This window comes from Marinobacterium weihaiense (genome assembly GCF_019061305.1).
Classification (GTDB): Bacteria; Pseudomonadota; Gammaproteobacteria; order Pseudomonadales; family Balneatricaceae; genus Marinobacterium; species Marinobacterium weihaiense.
The window spans coordinates 1-25,144 of record NZ_JAHQZT010000017.1 but is presented as its reverse complement, the minus strand read 5'-3'; the positions used below and the strand labels follow the sequence as shown (position 1 = coordinate 25,144).

Below are 25,144 nucleotides of genomic sequence, written 5' to 3'. Positions count from 1 at the left end.
CTACCCTCCCACCAAGTCGCGTGACGCCACATAGGTGACCTTGCGGTTAATCGGATCTACCACCAACTCAAACGCATCACCTGCCAGAGTCTGTAACGCTTTATCCAGGGTAATAGGGCCAAGCTGACGGTGTATCTGGGGCAAAGGATGGTTCAGTAACACCTTGGCCTCATGAGTACGAACAGATGCATCCGCCAAACGATAGCCAGAGCGCAGTAACAGGAACTGCACCGCTTGCTCGACCGTGTCCACGGAGTTGGGAATCCGGGTATTCACGATGATTTTCAAAGGGTTTCGCTGGGACAAATAAGGCTCATTGACGGTTCGGGAGTAACGACCGGTCTCAATGTAATCCTGGGGGATAATCGGGTCTGGAGTGGTAACTGGGTTCTGCTCTGGTGCTGGGCCAGCAACACTAGTGCCGGAAGCTGTCAGCAATACCGCCCCGATCAAAGATTTCAGGTGCATCGGATTTTCCTCGTAGGTACACGCGTCGAACTACGTGGCAACCTTATCCAAAATCCGAACCTGAATATGGGGTAATTAGGTCATCGAAATTGACCCAATTGTTGAAAATGGTTTACCCCCGCGTGCGGGGGCTTAACCAGGTGGCCAGCACAGCCAAATGCTCTAGGAGGTCCGTTAGTATCTCCTATCGAGAACTATGAGCGATTCTCTAAATGCGGCTTTTTTCATCCGTGACCCTCACCGGAATCCGGCAAGGATAGGCTGGGCTTCGCCCAACAAAGGAACGTGCCTATTCTCAATTTTTAACTCGGCTTTCGCCATCCAGGGCACGGGCTAGATGTGGTTTTGAAATCGGAGCGCTCATGTTGTCTTTCGCCCTCACAGCTTGAGACAAGCAGACTTCCGTGGGTCAAGGTGCTGTAAAAAGACACTCATTGAATGCCTGTTTACCGCACCTCGAAGTGAGCCATTGGCTCGAAAAGGTAGTGAAATGCAGAGAGGTATCGCGGTGTTTCGTAAGGGGCGAATACATATCGCCTGAAGAGGTCTTGGCTCCTCGGCCTCTACTCCGAGCCGTGATCGAACGATCAACAAACAATGGCATTACTATAAATTTCACACCTGATAATTTCAACTCAGCGCATCCAGGACCCTGGGCATCTGTTTGGGCGAGAGCCGTTTCTCTTCTGGCAACTTTGAGAGGCGGCAATGCTCAAGGTACGTAATCCATTCGATCTTCAGATTCGCATTCAGTAGCTGAACCTCCCGATCCAGGCACACAACCTGATCACGTTCAAATTCCTGCACCGATCCCAGTAGCGCGGTTGCAGCCTCATCATCCAAAGACGTGAACCGCCTCTTCGATCCATCCAGTGAAATTCGCCAACTCAATGCACTGTAAGTTTCGAAGCTGCGGCGGACCAAGGACAGCCTATCAAGCTTGAACACCTGGTATTCATCGAGAAGATCTTGGGCCCTTTCCTCAAGCCCCTTCAAGCTCACCATGAATCGTCCTCGTACTACGTCAGAGGCCGATCCCATAATATTATTAAAGGATAAGGTATATATATTATATAGGGATTCGTCCCCTTCAGAGGGATTGGGGTTTCTCAGCTTGGTTTCCTTCTTCACTGCTCTTATTCCACATTCAGTGTTTATTGTAAGTCAATGTTTTTAAATCAAAAAAAGGGGTGATCCTCTCGTGACCACCCCCATGAAATAGCGCATTGACCAGGAACTTATGTGTATCTTCAGGATTCAGCCATAAATACCATTTGACCACCGGTTCTGTGCCCACTTGACCACGGGGCACAGGCCCTTTTGACCACCACTAGCCCTGGGCAGCAGCGGTCATTTTTGCAACTTCCGCCTCAACCTCATCATCAGTCACCGGCGCTTCTGTCTGCGAAACCTTTTGGCGCTTTTTAGGTAGCTCCGGGGCAAATTTACTGCGCAAACTACCATCCAAATACTCTTGCTCGATTTCACCAAACGCGGCCTTAGCTTTCTGAGCGGGCTGGGTATTCGCCGCCACATCATCACGGGTAACACCAAAATAGCGCCACTTTGACACATGCGACATCATCGCCCTGAATATGGACTCAACACTCTTCACGAGCAAAACCTTCTCACGCGCATCGATACGGCCACGATGTTGTGCCTCAAGGATCAGTCGTGCCGTGTCATCAGCTAACGCCAAGACTTCCAGCACCCTGAATCCAAGGCGGCTATGATCAACAATTTCACGTTCCACTGGGCTTTTGGTTACAGCGCTTGGAAAACTGATTCGGGAATGCCCCTGTTCAACTACCGCTTCAAGCTCTTCTTTTTTGGCTTGAAATGCATGCTCAGCTTCATCAATCGCTTCCTGAAGCGCCAGGTACGTTTTGTCAGCCCATGGATCATCCTGCTGAATAGCGGATTCCATGTTACGAACTCGACGTAGCAGTTCCGGCATAGACATGATGTACGCCTTGTTCTCAGTTCGCTCTCGGCCATTCCAGAGAAACAGTGCTACATTCGTGATAAGTTGAATTGTGGGGTTTTCTACATATTTGAATGAGCCTGCCAGCTCACGGCGATTTTGGTTCGCTTGATTGGCCATCGAGTTCGTCCTGTCATTTCGATTAGAGCGGAAACTGGTCGTTATCAGTTACAACGCGGTGGACATAATTAATCGGGAAGCCCGTTCTTTCATGAATAATCAGCAACGCAAAACGGCTGCATCGCGCTTCCTTCATCACGGATTGGAACAGCCGATGAATCTGCATCTGGGCTTCATCTACATTTTTCGGATCACACTTCCGGCCCTTCTTGGCCTGTATGTTATGCTCCCGGCGTAGACTAGTGCATTCGGTTGAGCGTTTACCAAACAGCTTGTACATAAGCTCGTTAGACGCCTCAGCCTTCAGGAACCTCAGAGCCAAGCCCTCGTCCTCTTGCCGTCGATGTACAAGCTCACCGATCTCAAAGTAGTTGACGCTAAGGGCGCCCCCTTGTGCCGCCCGGCATGCAACAGTGCGGGCGTAACCATGTGCAAGTTCGTCCATTACATCAGACGAAAGCTGAGAGGTTTGCTGAATTTGTTCTTGCGTCATGCCTAATGCTTGATATCGATGCGCTGTACCGTTCTTGGCTGATAACGTGATATCCAGCAGGATCCTGACAACCAGGCTATGTACACCATCCAATGTTTTTTGCGGAATATACGCATCACCAGAGTGTGATAACCCACTCTGATCTGCTCTACTCCGTAGTTCCCTCATATTCCTTTCTCTCCCTGATGCCAGCTCGGCACCCTACGTCCTAAATTGCTGATCACATTTTCACCAGAAACCCACTTTCTTCCATAAGAAATAGGTCAGTGGTCCATGATCTATTTACTCCGACACAGCGTCTTCAAATCCTCCAGAATCCCTAGCGCTGCCTGTCCAGGTTTCATTCAACATGTACTACCCCCTCTCGAACCCACAGCAACCTGAGAAACATATTCTGTCTCAGCCAAAGGGGGCCATTTGAGATCGTTCGAATGAAAAGACTTCTTAGGTTAATTGGTTCCACCGAAACAGAATCTGAACCAACAACATCGTCAAGCTCCAAAAAATATCCCGTGTCTAAGTCGGGACGGGAGCTGCTGGCTGACAATGAACGACAGAGGATCGTTCTACTTATAAAGCGTTCGCTGAGCGTGACTCAGGAAGTGTGGGATGCGCACTACCTTTATGCATTGGAACGCTTTGCCGAATTGGTTCAAGACCATCCAGCCTCACGCCTGCATCACCACTCTCAAGCAGGCGGTCTGCTGAGTCACACACTGGATGTGACGCTAAGAGCGTTACGCCTGAGTTCCGGGGTAATCCTTCCTCCTGGTTCGGAGCCTGAAGAGCTACTTCATAATGCAGAACGCTGGCGGTACGGCATATTTATTTGCGCCCTACTTCACGATATCGGCAAGGTCATTGGCGATCAGGAAACAGTCTACAAGGACCTATCCGGAAACTTTGTTCATTGGCAAGCCTGGCACGGCCCAATTCCCGTCGGCTCTGAGTATGCCTATCGGTACCGCCAAACTCATGGGGAACACATCCACGGGTTACATGAGAAGCTGGGGATCACCCTCCTTCCCTTTCTCCTAACTCCTTCTACATCTAAATGGCTGATCGGTGATAGAAAGCTGCTGGGTCAAATGATGAACACGTTATCAGCATCAGCAACCGGTGCTGGCGTCATTGGAGAACTCATCCGCAAGTCAGACCGAGGATCAACAGCAGACAACCTGGGGCCAGATACCGGCCTGCAAGACAGTGCAGAAAAGCCCCTTCATGCCAAGATTCTTGAAGCCTTACAAACACTTGCGAACGAAGGAAAGCTCAAGCGCAACTTGCCTGGTGCAAGTTTATGGGTGACGAATGAGCACACGTACATCGTTGCCAAGTCCACTATGGAAAAAGTTAGAGAGTACCTTCTGGCGGCAGGACACAAATCCATACCCCAGTCACCATTGCGTTTGATGCAGATCCTGAACGAACACCAGGTCACTATTCCTCCTGTTGATAGCGGGGATAGCCAGCAAGCTGTCGTCAATGATGAGCAGAGAAGCTGGACCCAGAAGCTCAGCTTTGTCGTGATACCAAATGAAACGCTTTGGGTTTCAGGCACGCCCAACACATTCGCAGGCACGATTACGCCAGTTGATAGTAAGGGAGAAGAAGTGCAATTGAGAGCGGATTGCTCCACCCCAGGGGGGTCCGTCACGGACCCCCTACTCACTCAGACTGCATCAGAACCCCACACAGCGGTATCAACCCTACATGTCGATGCGGATTCCAACACGACTGACACTGCCTCTGATTCAGCGGTAGCACTATCTTCATCCGCACTTGATGTACCCAAGGATGAGGCCAGTACAAGCACACCTTCTGCATCCGCGGAACAAACGCTTTCCGTATCCAACGAGGACAAAACCCTCGATACGGCGTCATCTTCCTCTGAAGAATCCAATATAGCTACACGATCAAGGCCAGTAAAAGTTGTCAGCCGCACACCTAAGCAAAAGCCTGCATACAAGTCGAAACAAGGTGTTAAATCGTCACCTCTTCGGGCACAAAGCGAGCTGTTTGCTTGGTTGTTAAGCGGCATTAAATACCGGCGTATCCGCGTGAATGAAAGCGGGGCTCCCGTTCACATCATTGAGGGGAAGGTCGCATTAGTCTCGCCCAAGGTATTCGACTTGTATCTGGACGATAACAAGGCGAAGGCTGTGGTGTACGGGAAGAACCGAGACAGGCAGCTACTGCAGCTACAACGCGAAGTTAAATCCCTCAACGTGCATATCAAAAATAACGGCGAAGACTTTCACAAGATCGCTGTGCGCGGACCACGAAAAGAAAGCACTGTTAGCGCCTTCCTTTTAGATCGCAGCTTATTCCCTGAGCTGGCAACCATGTCAGAGAACCCGATTCTTGAGTTGATGAACAGCGAGGAAGCATCATGACAGAAGCGGTCGAAGATATGCGGTACATCACCCCCGCTCTTGCCATATCAAACGAAAAGGGAGGCGTTGGAAAGACGTTTCTTTCAGCAAGTCTTGCTGAGTACGCGGCACGATTTGTTGGGCTCCGGGTGCTGCTGATCGACACCGACATTCAGTGCAACCTAACCGCTCTCATGGTGGGGTTAGAACAAATCCCACATGGCACTAAAGGCGCACATTACAAAGCACCACCCCCTCACCCGGACTATGACCCGACTGATAATGACCAGGTTGAAAGGCCCTCTGTTGCGGGTGCCTTTCTCGGTGAAGTTGTGATGCCGTATCCCACATGGATCAATGCTGAAAACATCCCCGGAATTGAAGGGTGTGTTGAAATTTTGCCTGCACACGGCGCGAAGCTGGAGCAAGTCATTTCCACGGGTACAGGTGAGTTTGTCAGCGTCGATGCAGATATTTACACATCGTTGCTCCACGTCGCCCAATGCGAAGCGATAGCCAGTCATTACGACTTGGTTGTGTTTGATACGAACCCTACGCGAAACATCCTGTCTCGCTCCGTTTTCAGAGCCTCGACACATGCGGTCATTCCCATGGAGTTCGATGTCCATTCCATTGACGGAATCATGAGTGTGCAATCCACCATAGAGACTGAAAATGCCTTTCGCCAATCGGCAGGCTTACCACTATTGAATTTGATCGGCCTACTCCCCAACCGTTACGTAGCTGGCAGCACACGCTCTGCAGGCATATCCAAGCTCCACTATGAGGAAACAAAAGACCTTTTCGATGCACATTACCTATCAGAGCATTCGTTTATTCCACAAGCAGAAGCCGTTAAAAAGGTCTTGTCCGGCAAGCATACCGCAGCCAGTATTTTCGATATAACCAAGAAATCAAAAGCTGAATTCCGGCTTCGAATGGCCCTTGAACATGCCTGCATTGAAATTTTGCACCCCCTCCTACATGCCCTTCCGAGCGCAGTCGACCGTCTTGATAAGCACAAGCAACGGGTGAGACAGGAACAAAAGAAATTTAACAAAATTCATCCATGAGTGACCTATGAAACCCAAGGTAAAAATTGGATCAGGGGTACGCCCCGCCACATCTATTGACCGGCTATCCAGCATGCAATCAGGCACAGGTACAAAACCAAAATTCCTATCTATTTCAACAGCTTTGGTAGATATCAATCCTGATAACGTTAGGAATACATTCAAGACTTTAGAAGAAATTGAGCAGTTTAAAGCGACATTAGAATGGCCCAGTGACGCATTAAATGGCGGTCTTGATGACCCATTGGAATGGCTTGATTCGGCCCCAAAAGCAACTGACACACATGCTCTTTCAAGCTTTAAGCGCATTGTAGAGATGGCACTTTCTATTCAAAAACTCGGGCAACTCCAACCTGCCGGGGCAGTTGCTGTCGATGGACGCTACAGAGTCATCCTGGGGTCCACGCGCGTTATGGCTTGCTCACTTCTGAACCGTGAAGTTGAAATCCATCTGTTGCCTGATGCCATAGATAGCACCACAAAGCTCATGGCACACCTTGCTGAAAACACAAAGCGTGAGAACCTGACCTTCACAGAAACAGCCGATGGATACTACCGGTTGTTCAGCCTGCTTATCGAAAGTGGAGCGATTGAAACCATCACCCGCAAGGAAGTCATGAGTCGATTATCACTGTCACGCACCCATGCACTGCGATGGCGCTCTGTCCTTGTTGCAGCGTTGGAAGACAAGACCTACCAGAACAAGCTACTCAGCGGCGAGTTTAGAAGCTTGGCCCAGGCATACGATGACGTTCGCTCAGAATTTCCAAACACCCATAAGCAGCACAGAACAACGCCCATCAAGACAAGTGAAACAATCATACCCGCCACGGAATCAGGCTCAAAAGATGACAAACATGATGGCTCGACCAAAGGCTCTAATGGCTCATCACCCCCCGATTTCAACGAAGCAAATGGTGAGAACAGCGATGACAGAGCCCTTCATTTCCCTGAAGACTTTGAGCAGCTAACGAGGTTTATCTTCAACTCAACCGTTCGACAACTTCAGAACCACAAACCAGATCTAGCTGGCCGCATCCAGTCACACATCGAAAACAATGGAATTTCTGTGAGATCCAAAGCGGATGCACTTGAACACATTAATTGGCTTATGGACGTAGCGGCTTCGCATTTTAGCAAGGCATAGAGCGGTCACAGGTGTCCCACGTGGGACACTTTACTGCTTAACTGTCCCACGTGGGACACCTGAAAGCCTCCCTCACTACACATGCTATACGAAACGAAACAACCATAACCCATTGATATACATGACCAATAGCACCATGAGCCATCGCATTACAGGGCATCGCATTACGGTTCATTGCATTACGGTATAAGTGTCTTTATAGTGAGCACATTCAAAATACTACTGAGGTCCGAAAATGCTTCACTACAGGAACGAAGTGCTGGCGGTGATGAACCAGAAGGGGGGCGTCGGGAAAAGCACAACTGCTGAGCTGTTCGCTGAGTTCATGGCAGTCAACCTGGGCAAGAAAGTTTTGCTCGTAGATACTGACATGCAGTGCAACACGTCCGAGCGCTATGTCGAAATGACCCCTGTGGTAGACGACCCGACCAATGAGGCTGGCTTTGTACCAACACTGCTGCCCGACTTTGATCCCGAAGTTGATACCCATATCAGACCTGATTCAAATATCGCCGACATCTTCGATGGTCTGGTTTGCGAACCTCGTGAAACCGCATTCAATCCGGACAATGAAGATGATCCCATCCCAGGCATTATTGACGTGATGGTAGGCCATCCAACGAAGCTTGAGCAGGTCAATGGGCGTTACGCTGATAACTCAGTAGAGCTGGTTGAAAATATCGTTAACCGACTTCAAGAAGTCCTCCATGATCCACAATACGGCGACTTCTATGACCTGATCATTATCGATACTGCCCCTACACGTACACCTCTATTCAGAGCGGCGATGCGTGCTGCAACACATGTTGTCATTCCATTTGAGCCTGAACAAAAGAGTCTGCAGGGACTACTGGCTATGTATGGCGCTGTTCGTAATGAGCGTTCATATCGTAATGGTGACCGTGATGTTCAACTTGTGGGGCTTGTACCTAATAAGGTCAGGTCAGTTGTCTCCTCTCATAGGGAAGTGCTTGCCTACATGTATGCAGACCCTCACCACAGTGGACTGATGCCACCAAAAGGCATTGTGCTCCCACTTACCGCAGAAATTTCTGCGCGCGATTTCAAAAAGGTGAAGCCTGACAGCCTCTTCAAATTACCTCGCTCAAACAAGCAGAGGCAGAAAGGGGAAGACATGATGATCCATATTGCTCGTAAGGTTTTTGCGGGCCACGCCTTGTCACCCGAGATAGAAGCCTATGCCAAAAATCGGGGGCGTAAGTAATGTCAAAGAGAAGACGCATTACCTCAAGCCAGATCGCAGAGACATCACTAGGGAGTGCACTGGGCAGTGCGGCGGCTGGCACACAGGGCTTGGTAAACACTATTGCTCGCACGTCCAAGTACATACCGATTGATGAGTATCTGGAGTTAAACCCAGCAAACGCACGTGATGAGCTGACGTTTACCATCCCGAAACTCAAAACACTGCTCGAAGAGGCCCAGTGGGACTTCGAGCTGTTAGAGCAGCAGATAGGGAAAACTGACCGAGACACCAGCGAAGCCTTCACTCAGAACATGCGCAAAGTAAAAGCCATGTTGAGCGATGCAGAATATGCTGTGTTTGAAGACCTCGTAGTCTTGGCAAGGACGATCAAATCGGTTGACGATCTGAGGAACCCTATTACCTACAAAGCATTGGACCGGTACCGACAGCGAAAGCAAGTATGTTCAGGTAACCACCGGGTACTTGCCTACGTTGTCCGTGGGTTTGAAATCATCCCTGGAACTTTGGAAGAGGGGATCGATGATGCTGAAAACCTACGGCGTGAGTTCATAGACAACGCCACCCATAAAGAGCTGACTGGGATTCAGCAGCTTTTGGCTGTTAAGCGCTTACTAGAAGCCTCAGGCGACAGCACGGAAAACTACTCTGTACGGAAGTTTGCATTCAACTACGGCATTCGTAACAAAAGCAATGCACACAGAATTCGGAAGATCCTATCCAGTGAACGGTCAGAGCTTTTTTGGAAGCTGATTGATGAGAAGCGCATCCAACTCCACGAAGCTGCCGATTACTGCGAGTTGAGTGACCAAGAGTTAACCTCACTGCTTGGAGCAGCCACCGAAGATGTCGATACAGCTTCAGACAGCCTTGCTACTGAACAACAGGCTGATGAAGAATCAAGCGGGAAGCAAATCGAGCAACAGAAGCCTGCCTCACGCAAAGGGGGCCGTCAGGCACCAATATTCCGAGTACATGGCGCTAAGCGGGATTTGCCGGTTCAACAAGCCGTACTGAACACTATGGCCAGAGGTCTTGGAATAGAAGGGGAGAAGTGGGTTAAGAGACAAGCCCAAGAGCGATACGGCTACGAGTCATTCCAGGATAAAAATCAGGTTCAAGTAGGTATCAACCTGATCATTGAGTACCTGACCAACAATATGGATGAGAACCAGTAGGGCTCGTTAGATACATATGAAAAAACGCAGAATAACCCGCGCACAACCGGCATCGGAAATCAGTAACCAGGTCGGCTCTAAAGCCGGGCAAAAGAGCGAACGCAAAAGCGTCATGCTGCCTTCCAGAACGGTCCATCTCCTTCAATCAACGTTGGAAGAGAAGGGCATGCACTCACGCCAACGTAGCCAGCTAATCAATTCATACATGGATACGTTGTTCACCTCTAAATCCTTGCCGGATATCGTCATGCTGGCGTTGCTCGACTATACCGACGCGGGGCAGAGCGACGCACAGCAGATTCAAGTCATTGTCAGTGCTGACAACATGGCCAAGATCACCGATGTCCAGCGGCGATACTCTGAAAACGAGTTCGACTACCTGTTCGAACCAGACGAAGAGCCACCGTTACCCAAAGATCCGCCAGCTATCTCGACGTTGCTGCGCATTGCGATCAATGACCAGCTGTTTGAGATTTAGAAAAGGCGAACCCTATGAGCAAGGATTGGTACGAAGAGGATCGTCCAAGTATAGAAGGGCATACCGGTGAGCCTCTGCCTGCTTTTGAGGGGGAAGAGGACTTCCATCTGCACCCTTCACCTCGGAATATCACCGAAGATGATGCTGATACCATATCAAAGCTGTCAGAGAGCGTAGCAACGGAAGAAGCTATCCCAAGAGCTAATGTCAGCCCAAGGCCCATGCTCTTAGATACACCAGATCCTGATAACTACGAGCTCAGGGTTGTGTCTGACATCCCTTTGTTCGCAGCATCACTGGAACGTCCAAAAGGGAAGTACGAAACCATAATCGGGAACGCCAAGACGACCGTTATTCCAAGTTATCTCGGGCGACCGGCAGACAGCGAACGACTCTTTATGATGTTCCTGACAAGCCAGTTTGTGCAGGTACAAGCCGACCAGCGTCATGAGAACTATTGGGTGGCCTTTCGACCCTCAGACTATAAAACCTGGCGTGGTATCACCGATGCAGGAACTCTGTACAAGAGTCTCCAAACAACACTGGAATGTCTGTCATCGACCCAATATCACACTAATATTCGCTTGGCCGAAAGTTACAAGCAGATAGAAGATGAGGCGACCAGGGCGCAGTACAGCCGAGACAAGAAGCACAAGACAACAGGCCTCGTATTTGAGCTGGATGAAGAGGGTAGACCACGCAAAGGTGTGGTTGATGCAGGGTCATACAGCCTGATCGATCAGTGGTGGTACTTGGGTGAAAAGTTAATTGGAAACGAAATCATCAGATCACTCAATGACTATGTCCTGCTCAAGATGCCCATAAACGTGTTCATGCACCTGGCCAGCACGACTGCTCGCTTGAAGGCACACGATGATATCACCAGTATCAGATCTGCTCAGATTCGTGCTTTGACGCAGTTTGCACGGAGCTATTGTGGCACGCAGAGATCCGTAAAAATTCGTAACGAAGCGGCAGTACTGGCACTTCTTCAGCTTGCAAGCAGTCCAGATGCTGCCGGATTCGATTTAAAATCAACACGAAAGAACCTGCGTAAGCTCTGCAATACACAGCCACTGCTTGATTATGCGTTCTGGTATGGCCCGAAGCCCATCAGGCGCAAAGCCTCGCCACGTGACGATGAATGGATGTTTTACTTCCTGTACGACGAGACAGGTAAGTACCGAAAAGAATGGGCTGAAGTGAAGAAAAAGCGCGGCCGCAACGCTATCCCACAAGAGATTCTCGCGGCGTACCCTACCGCCAGTCAGCCACTATAGTTCGCCTTTACCCAACGCCGGAGCAAGCTGGTTTCTTAAACCAGCAGTTTGGCGCTGTGCGCTTTTGTTATAACAAGGCGCTGTGGCTGATGCGAACCCAGTACACACGTCACGGTTTGAAGCTGCGCGCCAAGCGTGATATCAAACCGTTACTGGCGGTGGCCAAGAAGTCCCGTAAATACCACTGGCTCAAAGACTTCGATTCCATGGCGCTGCAACAGGCCGTGATTAATTTGGACACGGCGTTTTCGAACTTTTTCAACCCGAAGCTGCGGGCACGGTTTCCACGCTTTAAATCCAAGCGCGGAAAACAATCCAGCTACCACTGCACCAGCGTCAGCACTGGTGACAACTGGATCAAAATCCCCAAGTTGGATCGAATCAAGGCCCGTATCCACCGAGCACTCACCGGCACGGTCAAAAGCATTACCCTGAGTCGAACCCTGACCGGGAAATACTACGCCTCGATTCTCACCGATGACGGCTCCAATGCGCCGACACCGGTCCAGAGCCTGGATCGGGTCGTGGGTATCGATATGGGCTTGACCGATTTGTGCATTACCTCGGACGGGGTGAAAACACCCAATCCTCGGTTCCTGAAACGCGCCGCTACCAACCTGCGGCGCAAGCAAAAAGCCCTGTCCCGCTGCCAGAAAGGCAGTCGGGGCCGAGCCAAAGCCCGGCTGTTGGTATCGAAGGCGCATGAGCGCCTGGCCAACGCCCGTGCTGATTTCCAGCACACGCTGTCTCGACGGCTCATTGACGATAACCAAGCGGTGATTGTCGAGACCTTAAAGATCCAAAACCTGTTGAAAAATCGGAAGCTGTCGAAGCATATCGCCGATGCCGGTTGGCACAGCCTGATCACGAAGCTGGCGTATAAGGCCGAACGGGCCGGTAAATACCTGGTCAAGATCGACCCATGGTATGCCAGCTCCAAGACCTGTGCCGGTTGCGGCCACAAGGTCGAGTCGATGCCGCTGAATATCCGCCGCTGGGACTGCCCGGCGTGCGGTGCCACCGGCATTGACCGCGACATCAATGCCGCGATCAATATCCGCCAGCAGGGACTTTTGAAATTACGCGCCGAAGGACTGTCGGTGCCTGCCAATTGAGGCGGTGTAAATCCGGCTACGCGCCGGTTACTGCCTGTGATGTTGGAAGCATAGCCCGCTAGGGCGGTGAGCAGTCACTCAAAGGTTTACCAAAAGGGGGGAGGGCAGTCATGCCTTGCCCTCAATCCCGCATTCCGAAACATGTGTCCCCGTAACCGAACCGCCCACCCTTCTTAAGCTTTCCTAGCTGCAGGGGCGATAGCGTACACCGATCTCTGAGTGAATCCCTGTCAACGCTTCAATGCGCACCGTTCCGGTACAACAGTCAGCACTGATTGGATTCAGTATCACCCAAGCCGTAACCCATGACTCATACAGTACCGGCGCGCACTGTCATGGATGGTAGCTCTTGCTTGCGAACGGCAACCGCTATCCGTCCCGTGCAGACCTGTAGCTATGCGGCTACCAGGTAATCCATAGGCAAAAAATCCGGCATTTATATCCGTGATACCTTACTCTTCATCCGTGCATCCCTACACCAAACTGACCTTCACGCTTGAAAAATAGGGGGTTTTTAAGTTAGCCAGGAGTATAAATAGACCCGTTATCAATGTTATCGAAGGAAAAAAACACGATTTTTTTTGCCATATTCACCCAAAAAAAATCATTTTTCTATCCGTGGGACTCTACTCCTAAATTTTTAACCTTTAAAAACAATAGGTTATGGGTTTAGCCTGGATAATAAAATTACGCTGTCACAAAAGTGTCCCACGTGGGACACTTTCCATAAAAAAGGTGTTTTTTTTATCAAAAAAATGTATATTTACGTGCTGCTGATGCAAAAAACCCGCTTTAAAAAATCTCGCAAATCTGTCTTCTGTGGACAAGTTGTTGGTAAATGGTAGACAACCATTACAAAACCTGTGAGTGGCCCCGTGATACCCTACTCTTCAGGCCGTGATACCTTACTCCAGAGTCCGTGATACTTAACTCCCCATACCGTGCTTTCTCACTCCTTAATCCGTGGAACTGTACTCCAGTAATTTCCATAAGATACTGATAGCAATGAGCTTTTAGCCTAATTTCAGGCTTCGTAACAGGGTTGTAACAGAGGGATAATTATCTTTTAACAGGCTTTTAACTATTACTAGAAAACAAGCAATAGGCTATCAACACACAATACCTCATCCTTGAATGCTCCAGAGTCTCAAGTGACTTCAAGAACAAAGGGCGACAGAGGAGGGCTGCATTGATACCAAAAGGTGGATGGCCAACAGTAGAGAACAAACATTCGATAGCAGCCAATCGAACGCCTGACAATCGACGTCCTCAGCTCACTAAAGAAGGGGTGATTCCTTTTGCTCGATGCTCATGCCCGAGTGACCAACGCAGGTATGTTCTTAGCGGCGTTAATGCAGCAGTTATGAATAGCACCACACTCATAAGTCCAGACTCCTATTCCTAGACCCACTCTACCTTTCAGACAGTTGGTGCTGATAACGCACTAAAACGAGCTGGCCTTGGTGGGGTAGGCTTCACTTACGGCCTGGAACACGATCCATGCACAACGCTCTCATAGATAGGAACTGTTTCAGCATCGCCCAGCCAGCATAGTAGGCCGACTTGGCTTTATTCATGCAGGGCAATGCAGGTAATTCAAATCGTCGAGGCTGATTACCCAGTTCGACTCACCAGCTGGCAACTGGATTTGTGCAAGGCATCTCTCCGCCGGTTGGCGACTTTGGCGCAGAAATCACCCGCAAGTGATTCTTCTTAAGTGCACACCGGGCGCGTGCTAACGCCGGTTCCAGATCACGCTAGAAACAACCGGCATCTAGTTTGCCATCCGAACAGGTAACCGTTTCTTTCAAGCCAAGATCGACACCGTTCACATACTGGGCGCCAGGAATCTCGACCTCAGCCACGATAACGACATTGAGATACCAGCGGCCCCAGCACCTCCGGAGAAACTACCGACCCGCAACCGGTACCAGGCCAGCCCGTATCTGACGTAGTGGCCACCGCGACAGAATCCAGCGCGAACCTGTAGGAAACACCCCAATACAATCCCACACCAAATATATGGTATAAAAGGCTTGTGGGTGGAATTTACGTCTATAGCGTAAACCACTGAAACCAAAAGAATTTGATGTGGGTAGACTCAGATGTTGTTCGACTGGGGGAAAGAAGGTAGTGCTGCTACACAACAGCATGCCATCATAGCTGTGCAAGACGCTATTGAAGTGATCAAGGCAACGTCAGACCACAACGTTATGCTTGAGGAACTGAAGCGGATTCGAGCATACGTTGGATTTAGTCGGCTACCTGGGTGCGACTGGGGTAATGCAACAATTGCGCAGCTGGAAACGTATGAAGCTCAGGCATTGCAAGCAGTGAAAAACATCAACGTCAGCATAATCGGCTATTGATTCCTCAATAGGGCACAGGCACCCCTTACCGATGCAATACTTGCTTCGACAGAGCCAGTAAAACTACCCAGTGTGACGCGTGCTAGCAAGAAGTCAGCAGCCTTGGCTGTATCACCAACGGTGAGAGGGACACCATAGATCTGCCCCGATCCAGCACTGGCCGACACATACACTTTACCCGGCTGTCGACTCAGATTGATGCCTTTGTCCGGCCGACCGCATTGAAGTGTCTGCGCGTAACCAAGCATGATGCCTGTTATGACAGTTAGCTCGTTGTGAGATAGCTGAACAGTTATTTTGCGACTCCAATCAACATTGCGGCCGTCAGGCTTGGGAGCTACATCGATATTCACGGTGGGTTCGCCTTGCCCCCTGAACGAACCTTCCAGGCAAAGCGCAGCGCTTCCACCATAGATATGAAGTTTTGGCTGGGCTTGAAGGCTTTTATCCGGCATTACGAAACAACTCCAGTCGAGTGGCAATTTCAACTGGCTGAAGTTTGGTATTTCTCAGCCATTTCGCTTTGGCTTGCTTGATCTCAGACGGCGATGGAGCAGGTTTCCAACGAACTTCTGGCCGATTAACCTGTGGAACCACAAGCATTCCAGTCGCCAAGCAATGCGACCACTGGTATTGGCTGAGTTCGTCGTTCCACCATTTGTAGTTGGCACGAAGCGTCGGTGGTGTATGCGCCAACAAATACAGAGGAGCGCTTGAATCAACCTGATAGCTTTCAATAGCCTCGCAAATCTCGACGCTTCGCAGGTGGTTACCACTGCGCTCAAAATGTGCAGACAACGCTTGCAAGATTCTCCGATCGATCAGTCGTTTGCGGTATTGGATCTTGTTCCAAGTGTAGGCGATTCGGACGACCGTATTTTCCAGCATACGGACTTTCTTTTGAGCACGGATGAAGTTCAAAGAAGGCAATTTCATGCCTTTCAATATTTGGTGAAAGCTATAATCACGTCCTCTGTTCAGGAACTCTGCCCGGGCAACGGCAAAGCCATCCAGGAGCTCATCATCCAGTGGCAACTCTTCTTGCTCACGGGATTTGTATATGTTGTCTTTCAGCGCCTGTGAGGCGTGTTGTACCTCTTGTTTGATATGGTTGAGCTTGATTAAGGTATCAAGCACGTCCGACACACTGCAAACCAGAACGCCATGATTCTGCGGTGCACTGCCAGCGTCCATCCAAATATTTGTAATCTCATCGGCAACGCGGTACCAAGCCTCTGACGAAGGTTCGGTGTTTTGAAGGGCTTGTAGATCTACGGGTACATCAAAAGTGGGCACCGCGCACCACATATCGTGGCGGTAATCGAGAATGGCATCTTTCGTGACAGCCGTATGCTTGATCAAAGCCTGACAGGCATCCCGCAGGCGTGTGATGTGCTCAGACATCGTATCCATGTTGGTTTTCCTATCTTGCGTAGACCTGGGAAGTCGTACCGATTGGCCGTCATGATAGCAAATTTATAACAGACCGGCACTGACAAACCGCTTTTTAAAGCCTGTTATTCCTCGAATTTGATCATTTTTTAACCATTCTACTGTGGTTAAAGTAACCTTACATTTCTTTATATGGGCTTATGTATCCTTGTGCCGTGCGCTCTACGGAGCGCCGGTTAGGTTAGACAGGGATGCATTTGCCGGTCTGTTATAAATTCTGATGGTCATCCGGAATTCGGTAGCTTAAGCCCGTCTACCTGGATAGCCTGTTGCAAGCCCCGTAACTTTTAGTGCGGGGAAGAATAGTGCAACCGGCGTAGCCGGTTTGATAATGCTGTATACTTTCACAGTATGAAGCACACCAAAACCCTCAAAGTTCGGATCAAGGATCGCCACCGGTCTCGGCTTCAGCAGATGGCGTGGTCGGTGAACAAGGTCTGGAACTATGTGAACGAACTGAGCCAACGCTCCATCCGTGAGCGCGGTGTGTTTCTTTCCGCCTACGATATCCAACCCTATACCAACGGTGCCGGAAAAGACCTCGGATTGCACAGCCATACGGTGCAGGAAGTCGGCCGCGAGTACGTCACCCGCCGGCAGCAGTTCAAAAAGACCCGGCTGCAATGGCGCAAGAGCGGCGGCGTGCGCCGCTCGCTTGGCTGGATTCCGTTCAAGGCGGGCGCGGTGAAATGGAAAAACGGCCAGGTCTACCACAACGGCCACTACTTCAAGGTCTGGGACAGCTACGGGCTGGCCCGGTATCAATTTTGTGCTGGCAGCTTCTCCGAAGACGCTCGTGGCCGCTGGTACCTCAATGTGGTCGTTGAGGTTGAGGCCGAGATTCCGGCCGGTCAGGACCAAATCGGGATCGATCTTGGCCTGAACGACACCGCAACCTGTTCGGATGGTGCGAAGCTGGAAGCCGGTCGTTTCTACCGCGATCTGGAACGGGCGCTGGGCCTGGCCCAGCGGGCACGGAAGAAACACCGTGTGAAGGCGATCCACGCCAAAATCGCCAACCGGCGCAAAGACGCCTTGCACAAGTTCAGCCGCCAGCTGGTGAACCGCTGCGGCCTGATTGTTATCGGCGATGTGAAATCATCCTCATTCACCCGCACGAATAATGCCAAGTCGGTGTACGACGCCGGTTGGGCGATGCTGAAACAGTTCCTGTCCTATAAGAGCGCTGGCGCCGGGATCATGTTTCACGCGGTGAATGAAGCCTACACCACCCAGGCCTGCTCGTGTTGCGGCGCTATCAGCGCCCACAGCCCGAAAGGTAGAGCTGGCCTTGGAATAAGAGTCTGGACCTGTGAGTGTGGTGTCACTCAAGACCGCGACATCAACGCGGCCAGGAACATACTCGCGCTCGGGCATGAGCGTCTCGCAGGAGGAATCACAGCCTCTTAAGGGCGGTGAGGATGTCAATTCCGGCGCTGTAGTCCAGACCAAAGCGACCTTCATTTCAACACCAAGGTCTTCGATCTCGTGTGTGGTCAGCTGTCGATACGCCTGGTCGGATTCCATAGTGACTGCACACCATTGCGGCACCAAGGTGCTAAAATGGCACTAGTCTGCTTGTGCATCTGACCGTCGTGCTCATAACACGAATCGCTTTGGACGTAGGGGAAGGGGTACGGCAGACATCTCAATCATGCGCCCTGTACGCATAACGGTAATGCGGTCACTCCGGTCTGGCACCGGTAGTGATTGATGCAGGTTCGACTCCTGTCAGGGTGCACCACTTAGTTGCTCTCAGTAGCAGTTTTTTCTGTGAGTCCCTTCAAGTAGTCCCCAAGAGCATACGATAGCGTTGAACACTCTAGCCTTCACAGCGCGGCCGCACTCTTCTTCCTGGGGTTCTAACGGCTGTTAAATGCGCTATAGTGGCGTATGGTATGCAACAGTAAGAGAAGATCTCGGAGGGCTATCCAATGACCTCGCCGGTGACACTGGTAACGGAGCAACAGTGCTGCATACCCATCCATAACTTCCGCAGCATGCAAGGAGCACAAAATGCTGATACTGACGATCAAGGAAGGTCACTGCTTTCACATTGGGGATGATGTCGTCATTCAGGTCGAAGCCCACAATTACGATCGTGACGACTTCTCCACCGGTCAGATGAGAAACCAGGTCCGCTTAAACATAGACGCGCCTAAATCCGTCACGGTTTTGCGAGAAGAGCTGTATCACAGTTGTTCTAAGTCTTTCTCACGTCCATACCGTCGCTACGGTAGTTAACAAGGACTGCTGCAAAAAACCATATGGCTTTTCGATTTCGTAATACCATTCGTTTGGCACCGGGTATTCGTCTCAACCTTGGCAAACGAGGCGTCAGCTTGTCTGCCGGTGTGCGAGGTGCATCTGTAACGTTGGGTAAAAATGGTCTCTGGGGCAATGTTGGCGCTCCCGGCACGGGGTTGTCCTATCGGACCCGGCTGTCCGGCTCGCCCAGTCACCAGCGGCGGGCGCAGCGTGAACAGCAACGCCAAAGCAATCACACCGCCTCTTCAGCGCCAGAGCTGAGTGCGTTCAAAGCAATGCTGGATGATAAAGGGCAGGTGACTCTGGTGAATCAGGAAGGTCAGCCACTGAGTGCATCCCAGCGCAGGATGGTGTGGTCAGACTACGCTGATCGCATTACCAGTTGGCTCCAGTCCGAGATGGACACCATCAACGGCGATATGGAGCTGCTGCTGGATATTCATCAGGATATCGTGCCACCGGGAAGTGCCATCCCGGATTACGAGCCCGAGGCCTTCAATCAACCGGCTCCCACCAAGCCCGAGCGCCAGCGCCGTCCATCCCGACCGGTGAAACCCGAGTTGGAGGTCAGTTTCTGGGACCGGCTGATCCCCGGTCGACAGCAGCGACTGATTCAAGCGCAGGAGCAAGATCTGCAGCAGTGGGCCTCCGAATTGGAAGCGTGGAAACAGAAGTGCCTGCAGATCGACAAGGCTTATGAACACCGACTGCAACAGTATGAACAACAGGTTGTTGAATGGAACCGAGCATGGGAAGCCCATCAGCACGAGCAGACACAACTGGCCCAGATGTTCACCGAGCGGCTCAAGACCGATGACAGCCTGGTGGCCGATATTCTGACAGCAGAGCTCAATGAGCTGGACTGGCCACGGGAAACCCTAGTGGATTTTGACATCGATTTAGCCAAGCAGCGTGTGTATCTGGATGTGGATCTACCCGAGATCGAAGACATACCGACACGTAGCGCTGAATTTGGTGCACGTAATCGCCGTCTGCTGATCAAAGACAAATCCGAGCGTCAGCGCCGCGAGGAATACGCTCAACATATTCATGGCATCGTATTGAGACTGGCCGGTGTAGTGCTAGGCTTGTTCCCGGGTATCGATCGAGTAGTGGTTTCGGGATATTCCCAGCGGCTAGACCCAGCCACCGGGAATATCAACGACGATTACCTGCTCTCAGTGGTAATAGACAAGCCTCGCTTTGCTGGACTGAATTTCGAACAACTGGATCAAGTGGATCCGATTGCCGCATTGGAGCGATTTGAGTTGCAGCGGAAGATGACCAAAACCGGGACCTTCAGAGTGGTGGAACCGTTAAAACCGGTGTAATTAGACCGTTTGTTGGACGCTTAAACCTGCACCCTGAAATCCTCCCTTTTGCCTTGATTTAGTGACCACAAACCCGTTCAATAATCTATGAACACAAAAGGTACGTTTTCTGATGATTATTGGCTACGTGCGTGTCAGTACCCATGACCAGCATCCGGAACTACAGCTCGATGCGCTCAACCAGGCTGGGTGCGAACAGATTTTTCAGGAAAAGATGACTGGTACGCTTCGTGAGCGACCTGAACTGTCGCTATGCCTGCGTATACTCCGGAAGGGTGATACTCTGGTGGTTTGGCTGATGGATCGACTGGCTCGCTCATTGAGGGACTTGGTAGAGATCATCGAAGACCTGCATCAGCGTGAAATCGGATTCCGGTCGCTGACTGAATCCATCGATACAACCAGTGCCAGTGGGAAGCTGGTATTCCATATATTTGGTGCGCTGGCTGAGTTCGAGCACAGTCTGATATTGGAGCGTACCAAGGCCGGTTTGGCAGCAGCACGGGCACGTGGGCGCAAAGGGGGGCACAGGCCTGCTCTTTCGACCTCGGATGTGAAAAAAGCGGCGGCTATGTTGTCCGATCCGATGATGACCAAAGCTGAGGTCGCTCAGCACTTCCAAGTAAGCCGTACAACATTAAATGCATCGCTCAAGCGTGAAGGGTACCCGCTTTAATGTGTAGTTACCGCGTTAGGAGAGCGTAAGTAACGCTGACTATCAGCATAAGGAGTTTGCACATGGCGGTTAGCCAGGGAGTTATTGTCAAGTATGGTGTATAGGTATAGTGATGACTAGGTAATTTGGGGCGCTTTCATTCTCTAGTAGTTTACGTAATATTTACCATTAATAAATTTTATGCATGGATGTTAAAATGGATAAGAACAAGATTCTCGTAAATCGGGATACGACAAGGTTTAGAATTTCTTCATTCGATCATAAAGCTGTGGATTCCACAATTAGATCGATAGTTAATATTTTTAAGCTTAATTCGGCGGAATTCTCCGGCCCTATTGTGTTACCAGTTAAGCGTAGAAATACTAAAGATCCCATTTTTGTTCGAGTTATGAATTTGTTTGCTAATGATGATACTAATTTTCTTTTGAAGGAATTGGAGAAATTAGAAGTTCCTAGAACGGTTGATATATCAGTAAAGAATTTTTCTCCTGAGCCAGCAGAATATAAAGTCAAAGATAGAGATGTTATATCGCCTGCACGTCCGTTAAAAAAGGAAAATTTATATTCTGAAGATAATAAATCTAATCGAGAAAAAGTAGGTATAGACTATTATATTCGCGATAACGGACAATTTGGATCTTACCCATCATATGAGCAAGACACGTAGCTTGTGTCTTGTAAATGTATATATAGGTTCATAAGTAGGGGGCCCCTTTCGTAATAAAACTAAAGGGGCCCTTGATAACTCTAGCGACCAAACTAAAGTTATCGGGTTAGCCATGTGTATGGCTATAACCAAAAGGACCATGAAAACGACCAAGAATTCATGGCAGTTCATTTATTACATTTTTTGGCATGGATTTCAACTTTTTTGAGTTTTTGGTTCTTCTGGCATTTGCTACAGGTTATTAGGTGTTGTCCATGGGGAATACGTCTATATCCAGCGGCGCGTGACCGGTGGCAAGCGTGCCGACAGGTACAGACGCCTTGCACAGAAACTCGACACTGGCTTCATCCAACAACGGGACCAGTGCCCTGGCATCTTCATCGAAACGCTGACGCAGCCGAGCGGATGAAGGTGATTGCTTGATGCCCATGGCCGCTTTAAAGAAGGGATCATGGCGTGCGTGCTCGACGGCTTCGAAGTCGCTCTTGCCAAGGCAAATCAACCCCAGGTAGGTGCGAATGAGATCGATGTTGGCGATGCCATGGCGCTTGACGATGGTGCGCGAGGTCTTAGCCAGGGAGGTCATTCTGTTGACACTGTGGCCAACCAGCGCCAGACCGCCGTGGGGTGTGATAATCTCGGTTTTGGACTCCCGAGTTCGACAGATAAGCCATTAAACCATTGATTTTTAAGGGTTTAATAAATTCTGTAGTGGCATGCATATTTGATGTTTGAATTTATTCCCTGTAATGTAACCGCATGATTTACATAATGTTTTTATTTGTAGTGGAGCGTTTTCAAAATCAGTCTTTGTAAATCAAGCAGTTAGCGCGCTAGCTGTTGAACTCGGGTGGACTGTTCCAGCTTGAAGGTACGTGTCAAGTCCCGCATAGTCAGATATCACTGTCTGGGTGAATCGAGAATGGCGTCCATTTTACCGCCGCAGGCCGCGTGGTTACAGGCATGTGGAGATGCGAGCTGAGTTTTAAGTCACGGAGTCAGGGTTACGTAATGTCGAGTACCTACAATTCACGGATCAGCGGGTCGAGTTGTCCGATCTGAGCGCATCTAACATTGTGCTCGGTGATTACCAGTATGTAAGTGAACTATAGCCAGTTCAAAGAGCTTAATGGTACATCCTCAAAAGACTTCTTCATTTCGCTCTATTTGCATTCTGAGGTAGGATCGCAGATTTAGCCCAGAATTGGAATCTAACCCCTTTTGTGCAAAACATGGTTGACGATTGCTCACCGGCAATAGTACTGTTTCGTGCAAAAGGTGGTTGGAGGACAGAATGAACGACTTTACGGGATCGGCAGCGTCACAGGCTGACTTTATTTGGAAGAACGCGGAAGACCTGTGGGGGGATTTCAAGCATACGGACTTTGGCAAGATCATTTTGCCATTTACCTTGCTGCGCCGCCTGGAGTGTGCGCTGGAGCCGACCCGCGAGGCGGTGAGAGAAGCGCATGACGCTTTCAGGGATGCCGATGTTGAGCTGGACACCATTCTGCGCTCAACCGCTGAATATCCCTTCTACAACACCTCTGAATACTCCCTTGGCACCCTCGGCAGCACCAAGACGCGCCGCAATCTGGAAGACTACATCGCCCTGTTTTCGGATAACGCCCGCGCTATCTTCGAGGAGTTCGAGTTCGGCAATACGGTGATTCGGCTGGAAAAAGCGGGCTTGCTGTACAAGATTTGCCAGAACTTCGCCAAGATCGACCTGCACCCAGAAGTGGTGCCGGATCGGGTGATGAGTAACATCTACGAACACCTGATTCGCCGCTTTGGGGCCGAGGTCAACGAAGGGGCCGAGGACTTCATGACGCCGCGTGACATCGTTCACCTGGCGACCGCGCTTTTGCTTGACCCGGATGATGCCCTGTTTGAGGCCAGCCCCGGTTTGATTCGCACCCTGTATGACCCGACTTGCGGCACGGGTGGCTTCCTCACCGATGCCATGAACCATGTGGGCGACTACGGTAGCCGCGACAAGATCCCGCCGGTACTGGTGCCGCACGGGCAGGAGTTGGAGCCGGAAACCCATGCGGTTTGTGTGGCCGGTATGCTGATCCGCCGTTTGGAGTCCGACCCTGGCCGCGATCTGTCGAAAAACATTCGCCAGGGCAGCACGCTCTCCAACGACCAGTTTGCCGGTGAGCGTTTCCACTACTGCCTGTCCAATCCGCCTTTTGGCAAGAAATGGGAGAAGGACAAAACTGCCGTTGAAGCGGAGCACAAAAAAGGCGAGCTGGGCCGCTTTGGGCCGGGCCTGCCGAAAATCAGCGATGGTTCCATGCTGTTCTTGATACACCTGGCGAGCAAGCTGGAAATGCCGAGCAATGGCGGCGGTCGCGCCGCTATCGTGCTGTCCGGTTCGCCGCTGTTCAACGGCGGAGCGGGATCGGGCGAATCGGAAATCCGCCGCCATTTGCTGGAAAACGACCTGATCGAAGCCATTGTAGCCCTGCCGACGGACCTGTTCTTCCGAACCAATATCGCCACCTACCTGTGGATTCTGTCCAACAAAAAGCCGCAGGAGCGTAAAGGCAAGGTGCAGTTGATCAACGCCACCGACCTGTGGACTTCGATTCGCAACGAAGGCAACAAGCGCCGTATTGTCAGCGATGAGCAACGCCGCCAGATTCTGGACATCTACGCCGCAGGGGAAACCGATGCGCTTTCCCGGATGCTGGACTACCGTACCTTTGGCTATCGCCGCATCAAGGTATTGCGCCCGCTGCGCATGACCCTGGAACTGGATAAGGCAGGCATGGAGCGGCTGGAAACCGAAGCCGCCTGGGAAAAGCTCCCTGACGCGCATCAGACATTCTGGCGCGACGCCCTCAAGCCGCTGATCGGGCAAACGCAGCCCTATGGCTGGGCAGAAACCTTTGCCAAGGGCGCGATCAAGTCCGACGAAGCCAAGAAACTGAAGGTTAAAGCCAACAAGACCTTGATCACTGCGCTGATCAACGCCTTTGGTCACAAAGACCCGGAAGCCGAGCCGGTCACGGATGCCAACGGCGAGCTGGTGCCGGATACTGACCTGACCGATTACGAAAATATCCCCTATCTGGAGGATATTGAGAACTACTTCGCCCGTGAAGTGCTGCCCCATGTACCGGATGCCTGGCCGGACGAGAGCTTCACCGATGCCAGGGACGGTCAATTGGGCCGTGTCGGCTACGAGATCAACTTCAACCGCTTCTTCTACCAGTATCAGCCGCCGCGCAAGGTGCACGATATTGATGAAGACCTGAAGCAGGTGGAAGCCGAGATTGCCGCGCTACTGGCAGAGGTGGCCAGCGAATGAGCCAGTACAAAGTGTATCCCGCGTACAGGGATTCCGGCGTTGAGTGGATTGGGCAGGTGCCGGAGCATTGGGAGGTGAAAAGGCTACGTCATGTCGGACGTTACGCTAATAGTGGCGTTGACA

The 25,144-nt window shown here is 50.8% G+C and carries 21 protein-coding genes, 1 tRNA gene and 1 pseudogene; 16 read left to right on the top strand and 7 right to left on the bottom strand.

The window, feature by feature from the left end; genetic code table 11:
- The 4 genes from pilL2 to KTN04_RS12480 all read right to left on the bottom strand — a co-directional run bounded on the left by pilL2 (nt 1) and on the right by KTN04_RS12480 (nt 3,233).
- On the bottom strand, nt 1–468 hold the full coding sequence (pilL2, locus tag KTN04_RS12495) for a PFGI-1 class ICE element type IV pilus protein PilL2 (RefSeq protein WP_217335565.1): 468 nt from the start codon (nt 466–468) through the stop codon (nt 1–3).
- A 630-nt stretch (nt 469–1,098) separates the two neighbouring features.
- On the bottom strand, nt 1,099–1,473 hold the full coding sequence (locus KTN04_RS12490) for a hypothetical protein (RefSeq protein ID WP_217335564.1): 375 nt from the start codon (nt 1,471–1,473) through the stop codon (nt 1,099–1,101).
- Between the two features lie 325 nt (nt 1,474–1,798).
- Nucleotides 1,799–2,572, bottom strand: a complete 774-nt coding sequence (locus KTN04_RS12485; RefSeq protein ID WP_217335563.1) for a PFL_4669 family integrating conjugative element protein — start codon at nt 2,570–2,572, stop codon at nt 1,799–1,801.
- Between the two features lie 22 nt (nt 2,573–2,594).
- Entirely contained in the window at nt 2,595–3,233 is a 639-nt protein-coding gene (locus KTN04_RS12480) for an STY4526/YPO1902 family pathogenicity island replication protein (protein ID WP_217335562.1), read from the bottom strand.
- 263 nt (nt 3,234–3,496) lie between these two features.
- On the opposite strand from KTN04_RS12480, the gene mobH reads away from it, so the two are divergent.
- The 9 genes from mobH (at nt 3,497) to KTN04_RS12435 (ending at nt 15,305) form a co-directional block, all read left to right on the top strand.
- Complete coding sequence (mobH, locus tag KTN04_RS12475) at nt 3,497–5,461, top strand: MobH family relaxase (protein ID WP_217335561.1); 1,965 nt, start codon at nt 3,497–3,499, stop codon at nt 5,459–5,461.
- A complete protein-coding gene (locus KTN04_RS12470; protein WP_217335560.1) occupies nt 5,458–6,513 on the top strand; it encodes a ParA family protein in 1,056 nt (351 codons plus the stop codon). The genes mobH and KTN04_RS12470 overlap by 4 nt, the downstream gene beginning before the upstream one ends.
- 7 nt (nt 6,514–6,520) lie before the next feature.
- A complete protein-coding gene (locus KTN04_RS12465; protein WP_217335559.1) occupies nt 6,521–7,660 on the top strand; it encodes a ParB/RepB/Spo0J family partition protein in 1,140 nt (379 codons plus the stop codon).
- 235 nt (nt 7,661–7,895) lie between these two features.
- On the top strand, nt 7,896–8,885 hold the full coding sequence (locus KTN04_RS12460; RefSeq protein WP_217335558.1) for a ParA family protein: 990 nt from the start codon (nt 7,896–7,898) through the stop codon (nt 8,883–8,885).
- Nucleotides 8,885–10,063 (top strand): hypothetical protein, encoded by a 1,179-nt coding sequence (locus tag KTN04_RS12455; RefSeq protein WP_217335557.1) that lies wholly within the window; start codon nt 8,885–8,887, stop codon nt 10,061–10,063. The genes KTN04_RS12460 and KTN04_RS12455 overlap by 1 nt, the downstream gene beginning before the upstream one ends.
- 16 nt (nt 10,064–10,079) lie before the next feature.
- A complete protein-coding gene (locus tag KTN04_RS12450) occupies nt 10,080–10,541 on the top strand; it encodes a hypothetical protein (RefSeq protein ID WP_217335556.1) in 462 nt (153 codons plus the stop codon).
- 14 nt (nt 10,542–10,555) lie between these two features.
- Nucleotides 10,556–11,821: a replication initiator protein A gene (locus KTN04_RS12445; protein WP_217335555.1), complete on the top strand. Its 1,266-nt coding sequence runs from the start codon at nt 10,556–10,558 to the stop codon at nt 11,819–11,821.
- Nucleotides 11,818–12,936: an RNA-guided endonuclease InsQ/TnpB family protein gene (locus KTN04_RS12440; RefSeq protein WP_217335600.1), complete on the top strand. Its 1,119-nt coding sequence runs from the start codon at nt 11,818–11,820 to the stop codon at nt 12,934–12,936. Before KTN04_RS12445 ends, KTN04_RS12440 begins: the two co-directional genes overlap by 4 nt.
- A gap of 2,105 nt (nt 12,937–15,041) precedes the next feature.
- Nucleotides 15,042–15,305, top strand: a complete 264-nt coding sequence (locus KTN04_RS12435; protein ID WP_217335554.1) for a hypothetical protein — start codon at nt 15,042–15,044, stop codon at nt 15,303–15,305.
- Here the strand turns inward: KTN04_RS12435 and KTN04_RS12430 are convergent.
- Entirely contained in the window at nt 15,299–15,760 is a 462-nt protein-coding gene (locus tag KTN04_RS12430; protein ID WP_217335553.1) for a hypothetical protein, read from the bottom strand. The genes KTN04_RS12435 and KTN04_RS12430 overlap by 7 nt on opposite strands.
- On the bottom strand, nt 15,750–16,718 hold the full coding sequence (locus tag KTN04_RS12425) for a hypothetical protein (protein ID WP_217335552.1): 969 nt from the start codon (nt 16,716–16,718) through the stop codon (nt 15,750–15,752). The genes KTN04_RS12430 and KTN04_RS12425 overlap by 11 nt, the downstream gene beginning before the upstream one ends.
- Nucleotides 16,719–17,108: 390 nt before the next feature.
- Here KTN04_RS12425 and KTN04_RS16890 point away from each other — a divergent pair, with 390 nt between their 5' ends.
- From KTN04_RS16890 to KTN04_RS12395, 6 genes are all read left to right on the top strand, one after another.
- Nucleotides 17,109–18,167, top strand: coding sequence for an RNA-guided endonuclease InsQ/TnpB family protein (locus KTN04_RS16890; RefSeq protein ID WP_254262539.1), 1,059 nt, complete (start codon nt 17,109–17,111; stop codon nt 18,165–18,167).
- 246 nt (nt 18,168–18,413) lie between these two features.
- Nucleotides 18,414–18,501, top strand: a tRNA-OTHER gene (locus KTN04_RS12415).
- A gap of 272 nt (nt 18,502–18,773) precedes the next feature.
- Nucleotides 18,774–19,001 carry a carbon storage regulator gene (locus tag KTN04_RS12410; protein WP_217335551.1) on the top strand — a complete coding sequence of 76 codons (228 nt, stop codon included), beginning with the start codon at nt 18,774–18,776 and terminating at the stop codon, nt 18,999–19,001.
- A 23-nt stretch (nt 19,002–19,024) separates the two neighbouring features.
- The gene (locus KTN04_RS12405) at nt 19,025–20,356 is read left to right on the top strand and encodes a DUF4236 domain-containing protein (RefSeq protein WP_217335550.1); all 1,332 of its coding nucleotides are present in this window, start codon (nt 19,025–19,027) and stop codon (nt 20,354–20,356) included.
- A gap of 112 nt (nt 20,357–20,468) precedes the next feature.
- On the top strand, nt 20,469–21,032 hold the full coding sequence (locus tag KTN04_RS12400; RefSeq protein ID WP_217335549.1) for a recombinase family protein: 564 nt from the start codon (nt 20,469–20,471) through the stop codon (nt 21,030–21,032).
- Nucleotides 21,033–21,228: 196 nt separating this feature from the next.
- A complete protein-coding gene (locus KTN04_RS12395) occupies nt 21,229–21,699 on the top strand; it encodes a 30S ribosomal protein S10 (protein ID WP_217335548.1) in 471 nt (156 codons plus the stop codon).
- Between the two features lie 244 nt (nt 21,700–21,943).
- Here the strand turns inward: KTN04_RS12395 and KTN04_RS12390 are convergent.
- Nucleotides 21,944–22,366, bottom strand: a pseudogene (locus KTN04_RS12390) (IS1380 family transposase); the annotation flags it as partial.
- A 627-nt stretch (nt 22,367–22,993) separates the two neighbouring features.
- Between KTN04_RS12390 and KTN04_RS12385 the strand changes: the two are divergent.
- Entirely contained in the window at nt 22,994–25,021 is a 2,028-nt protein-coding gene (locus KTN04_RS12385) for a type I restriction-modification system subunit M (protein ID WP_217335547.1), read from the top strand.
- Nucleotides 25,022–25,144 lie beyond the last annotated feature (123 nt).

What these genes read in the sequence shown, in the direction of transcription:
- pilL2 (WP_217335565.1), bottom strand. Translation starts at nt 468, where the DNA reads ATGCACCTGAAATCTTTGATCGGGGCGGTATTGCTGACAGCTTCCGGC.
- KTN04_RS12490 (WP_217335564.1), bottom strand. Translation starts at nt 1,473, where the DNA reads ATGGTGAGCTTGAAGGGGCTTGAGGAAAGGGCCCAAGATCTTCTCGAT.
- KTN04_RS12485 (WP_217335563.1), bottom strand. Translation starts at nt 2,572, where the DNA reads ATGGCCAATCAAGCGAACCAAAATCGCCGTGAGCTGGCAGGCTCATTC.
- KTN04_RS12480 (WP_217335562.1), bottom strand. Translation starts at nt 3,233, where the DNA reads ATGAGGGAACTACGGAGTAGAGCAGATCAGAGTGGGTTATCACACTCT.
- mobH (WP_217335561.1), top strand. Translation starts at nt 3,497, where the DNA reads ATGAAAAGACTTCTTAGGTTAATTGGTTCCACCGAAACAGAATCTGAA.
- KTN04_RS12470 (WP_217335560.1), top strand. Translation starts at nt 5,458, where the DNA reads ATGACAGAAGCGGTCGAAGATATGCGGTACATCACCCCCGCTCTTGCC.
- KTN04_RS12465 (WP_217335559.1), top strand. Translation starts at nt 6,521, where the DNA reads ATGAAACCCAAGGTAAAAATTGGATCAGGGGTACGCCCCGCCACATCT.
- KTN04_RS12460 (WP_217335558.1), top strand. Translation starts at nt 7,896, where the DNA reads ATGCTTCACTACAGGAACGAAGTGCTGGCGGTGATGAACCAGAAGGGG.
- KTN04_RS12455 (WP_217335557.1), top strand. Translation starts at nt 8,885, where the DNA reads ATGTCAAAGAGAAGACGCATTACCTCAAGCCAGATCGCAGAGACATCA.
- KTN04_RS12450 (WP_217335556.1), top strand. Translation starts at nt 10,080, where the DNA reads ATGAAAAAACGCAGAATAACCCGCGCACAACCGGCATCGGAAATCAGT.
- KTN04_RS12445 (WP_217335555.1), top strand. Translation starts at nt 10,556, where the DNA reads ATGAGCAAGGATTGGTACGAAGAGGATCGTCCAAGTATAGAAGGGCAT.
- KTN04_RS12435 (WP_217335554.1), top strand. Translation starts at nt 15,042, where the DNA reads ATGTTGTTCGACTGGGGGAAAGAAGGTAGTGCTGCTACACAACAGCAT.
- KTN04_RS12430 (WP_217335553.1), bottom strand. Translation starts at nt 15,760, where the DNA reads ATGCCGGATAAAAGCCTTCAAGCCCAGCCAAAACTTCATATCTATGGT.
- KTN04_RS12425 (WP_217335552.1), bottom strand. Translation starts at nt 16,718, where the DNA reads ATGGATACGATGTCTGAGCACATCACACGCCTGCGGGATGCCTGTCAG.
- KTN04_RS16890 (WP_254262539.1), top strand. Translation starts at nt 17,109, where the DNA reads ATGAAGCACACCAAAACCCTCAAAGTTCGGATCAAGGATCGCCACCGG.
- KTN04_RS12410 (WP_217335551.1), top strand. Translation starts at nt 18,774, where the DNA reads ATGCTGATACTGACGATCAAGGAAGGTCACTGCTTTCACATTGGGGAT.
- KTN04_RS12405 (WP_217335550.1), top strand. Translation starts at nt 19,025, where the DNA reads ATGGCTTTTCGATTTCGTAATACCATTCGTTTGGCACCGGGTATTCGT.
- KTN04_RS12400 (WP_217335549.1), top strand. Translation starts at nt 20,469, where the DNA reads ATGATTATTGGCTACGTGCGTGTCAGTACCCATGACCAGCATCCGGAA.
- KTN04_RS12395 (WP_217335548.1), top strand. Translation starts at nt 21,229, where the DNA reads ATGGATAAGAACAAGATTCTCGTAAATCGGGATACGACAAGGTTTAGA.
- KTN04_RS12385 (WP_217335547.1), top strand. Translation starts at nt 22,994, where the DNA reads ATGAACGACTTTACGGGATCGGCAGCGTCACAGGCTGACTTTATTTGG.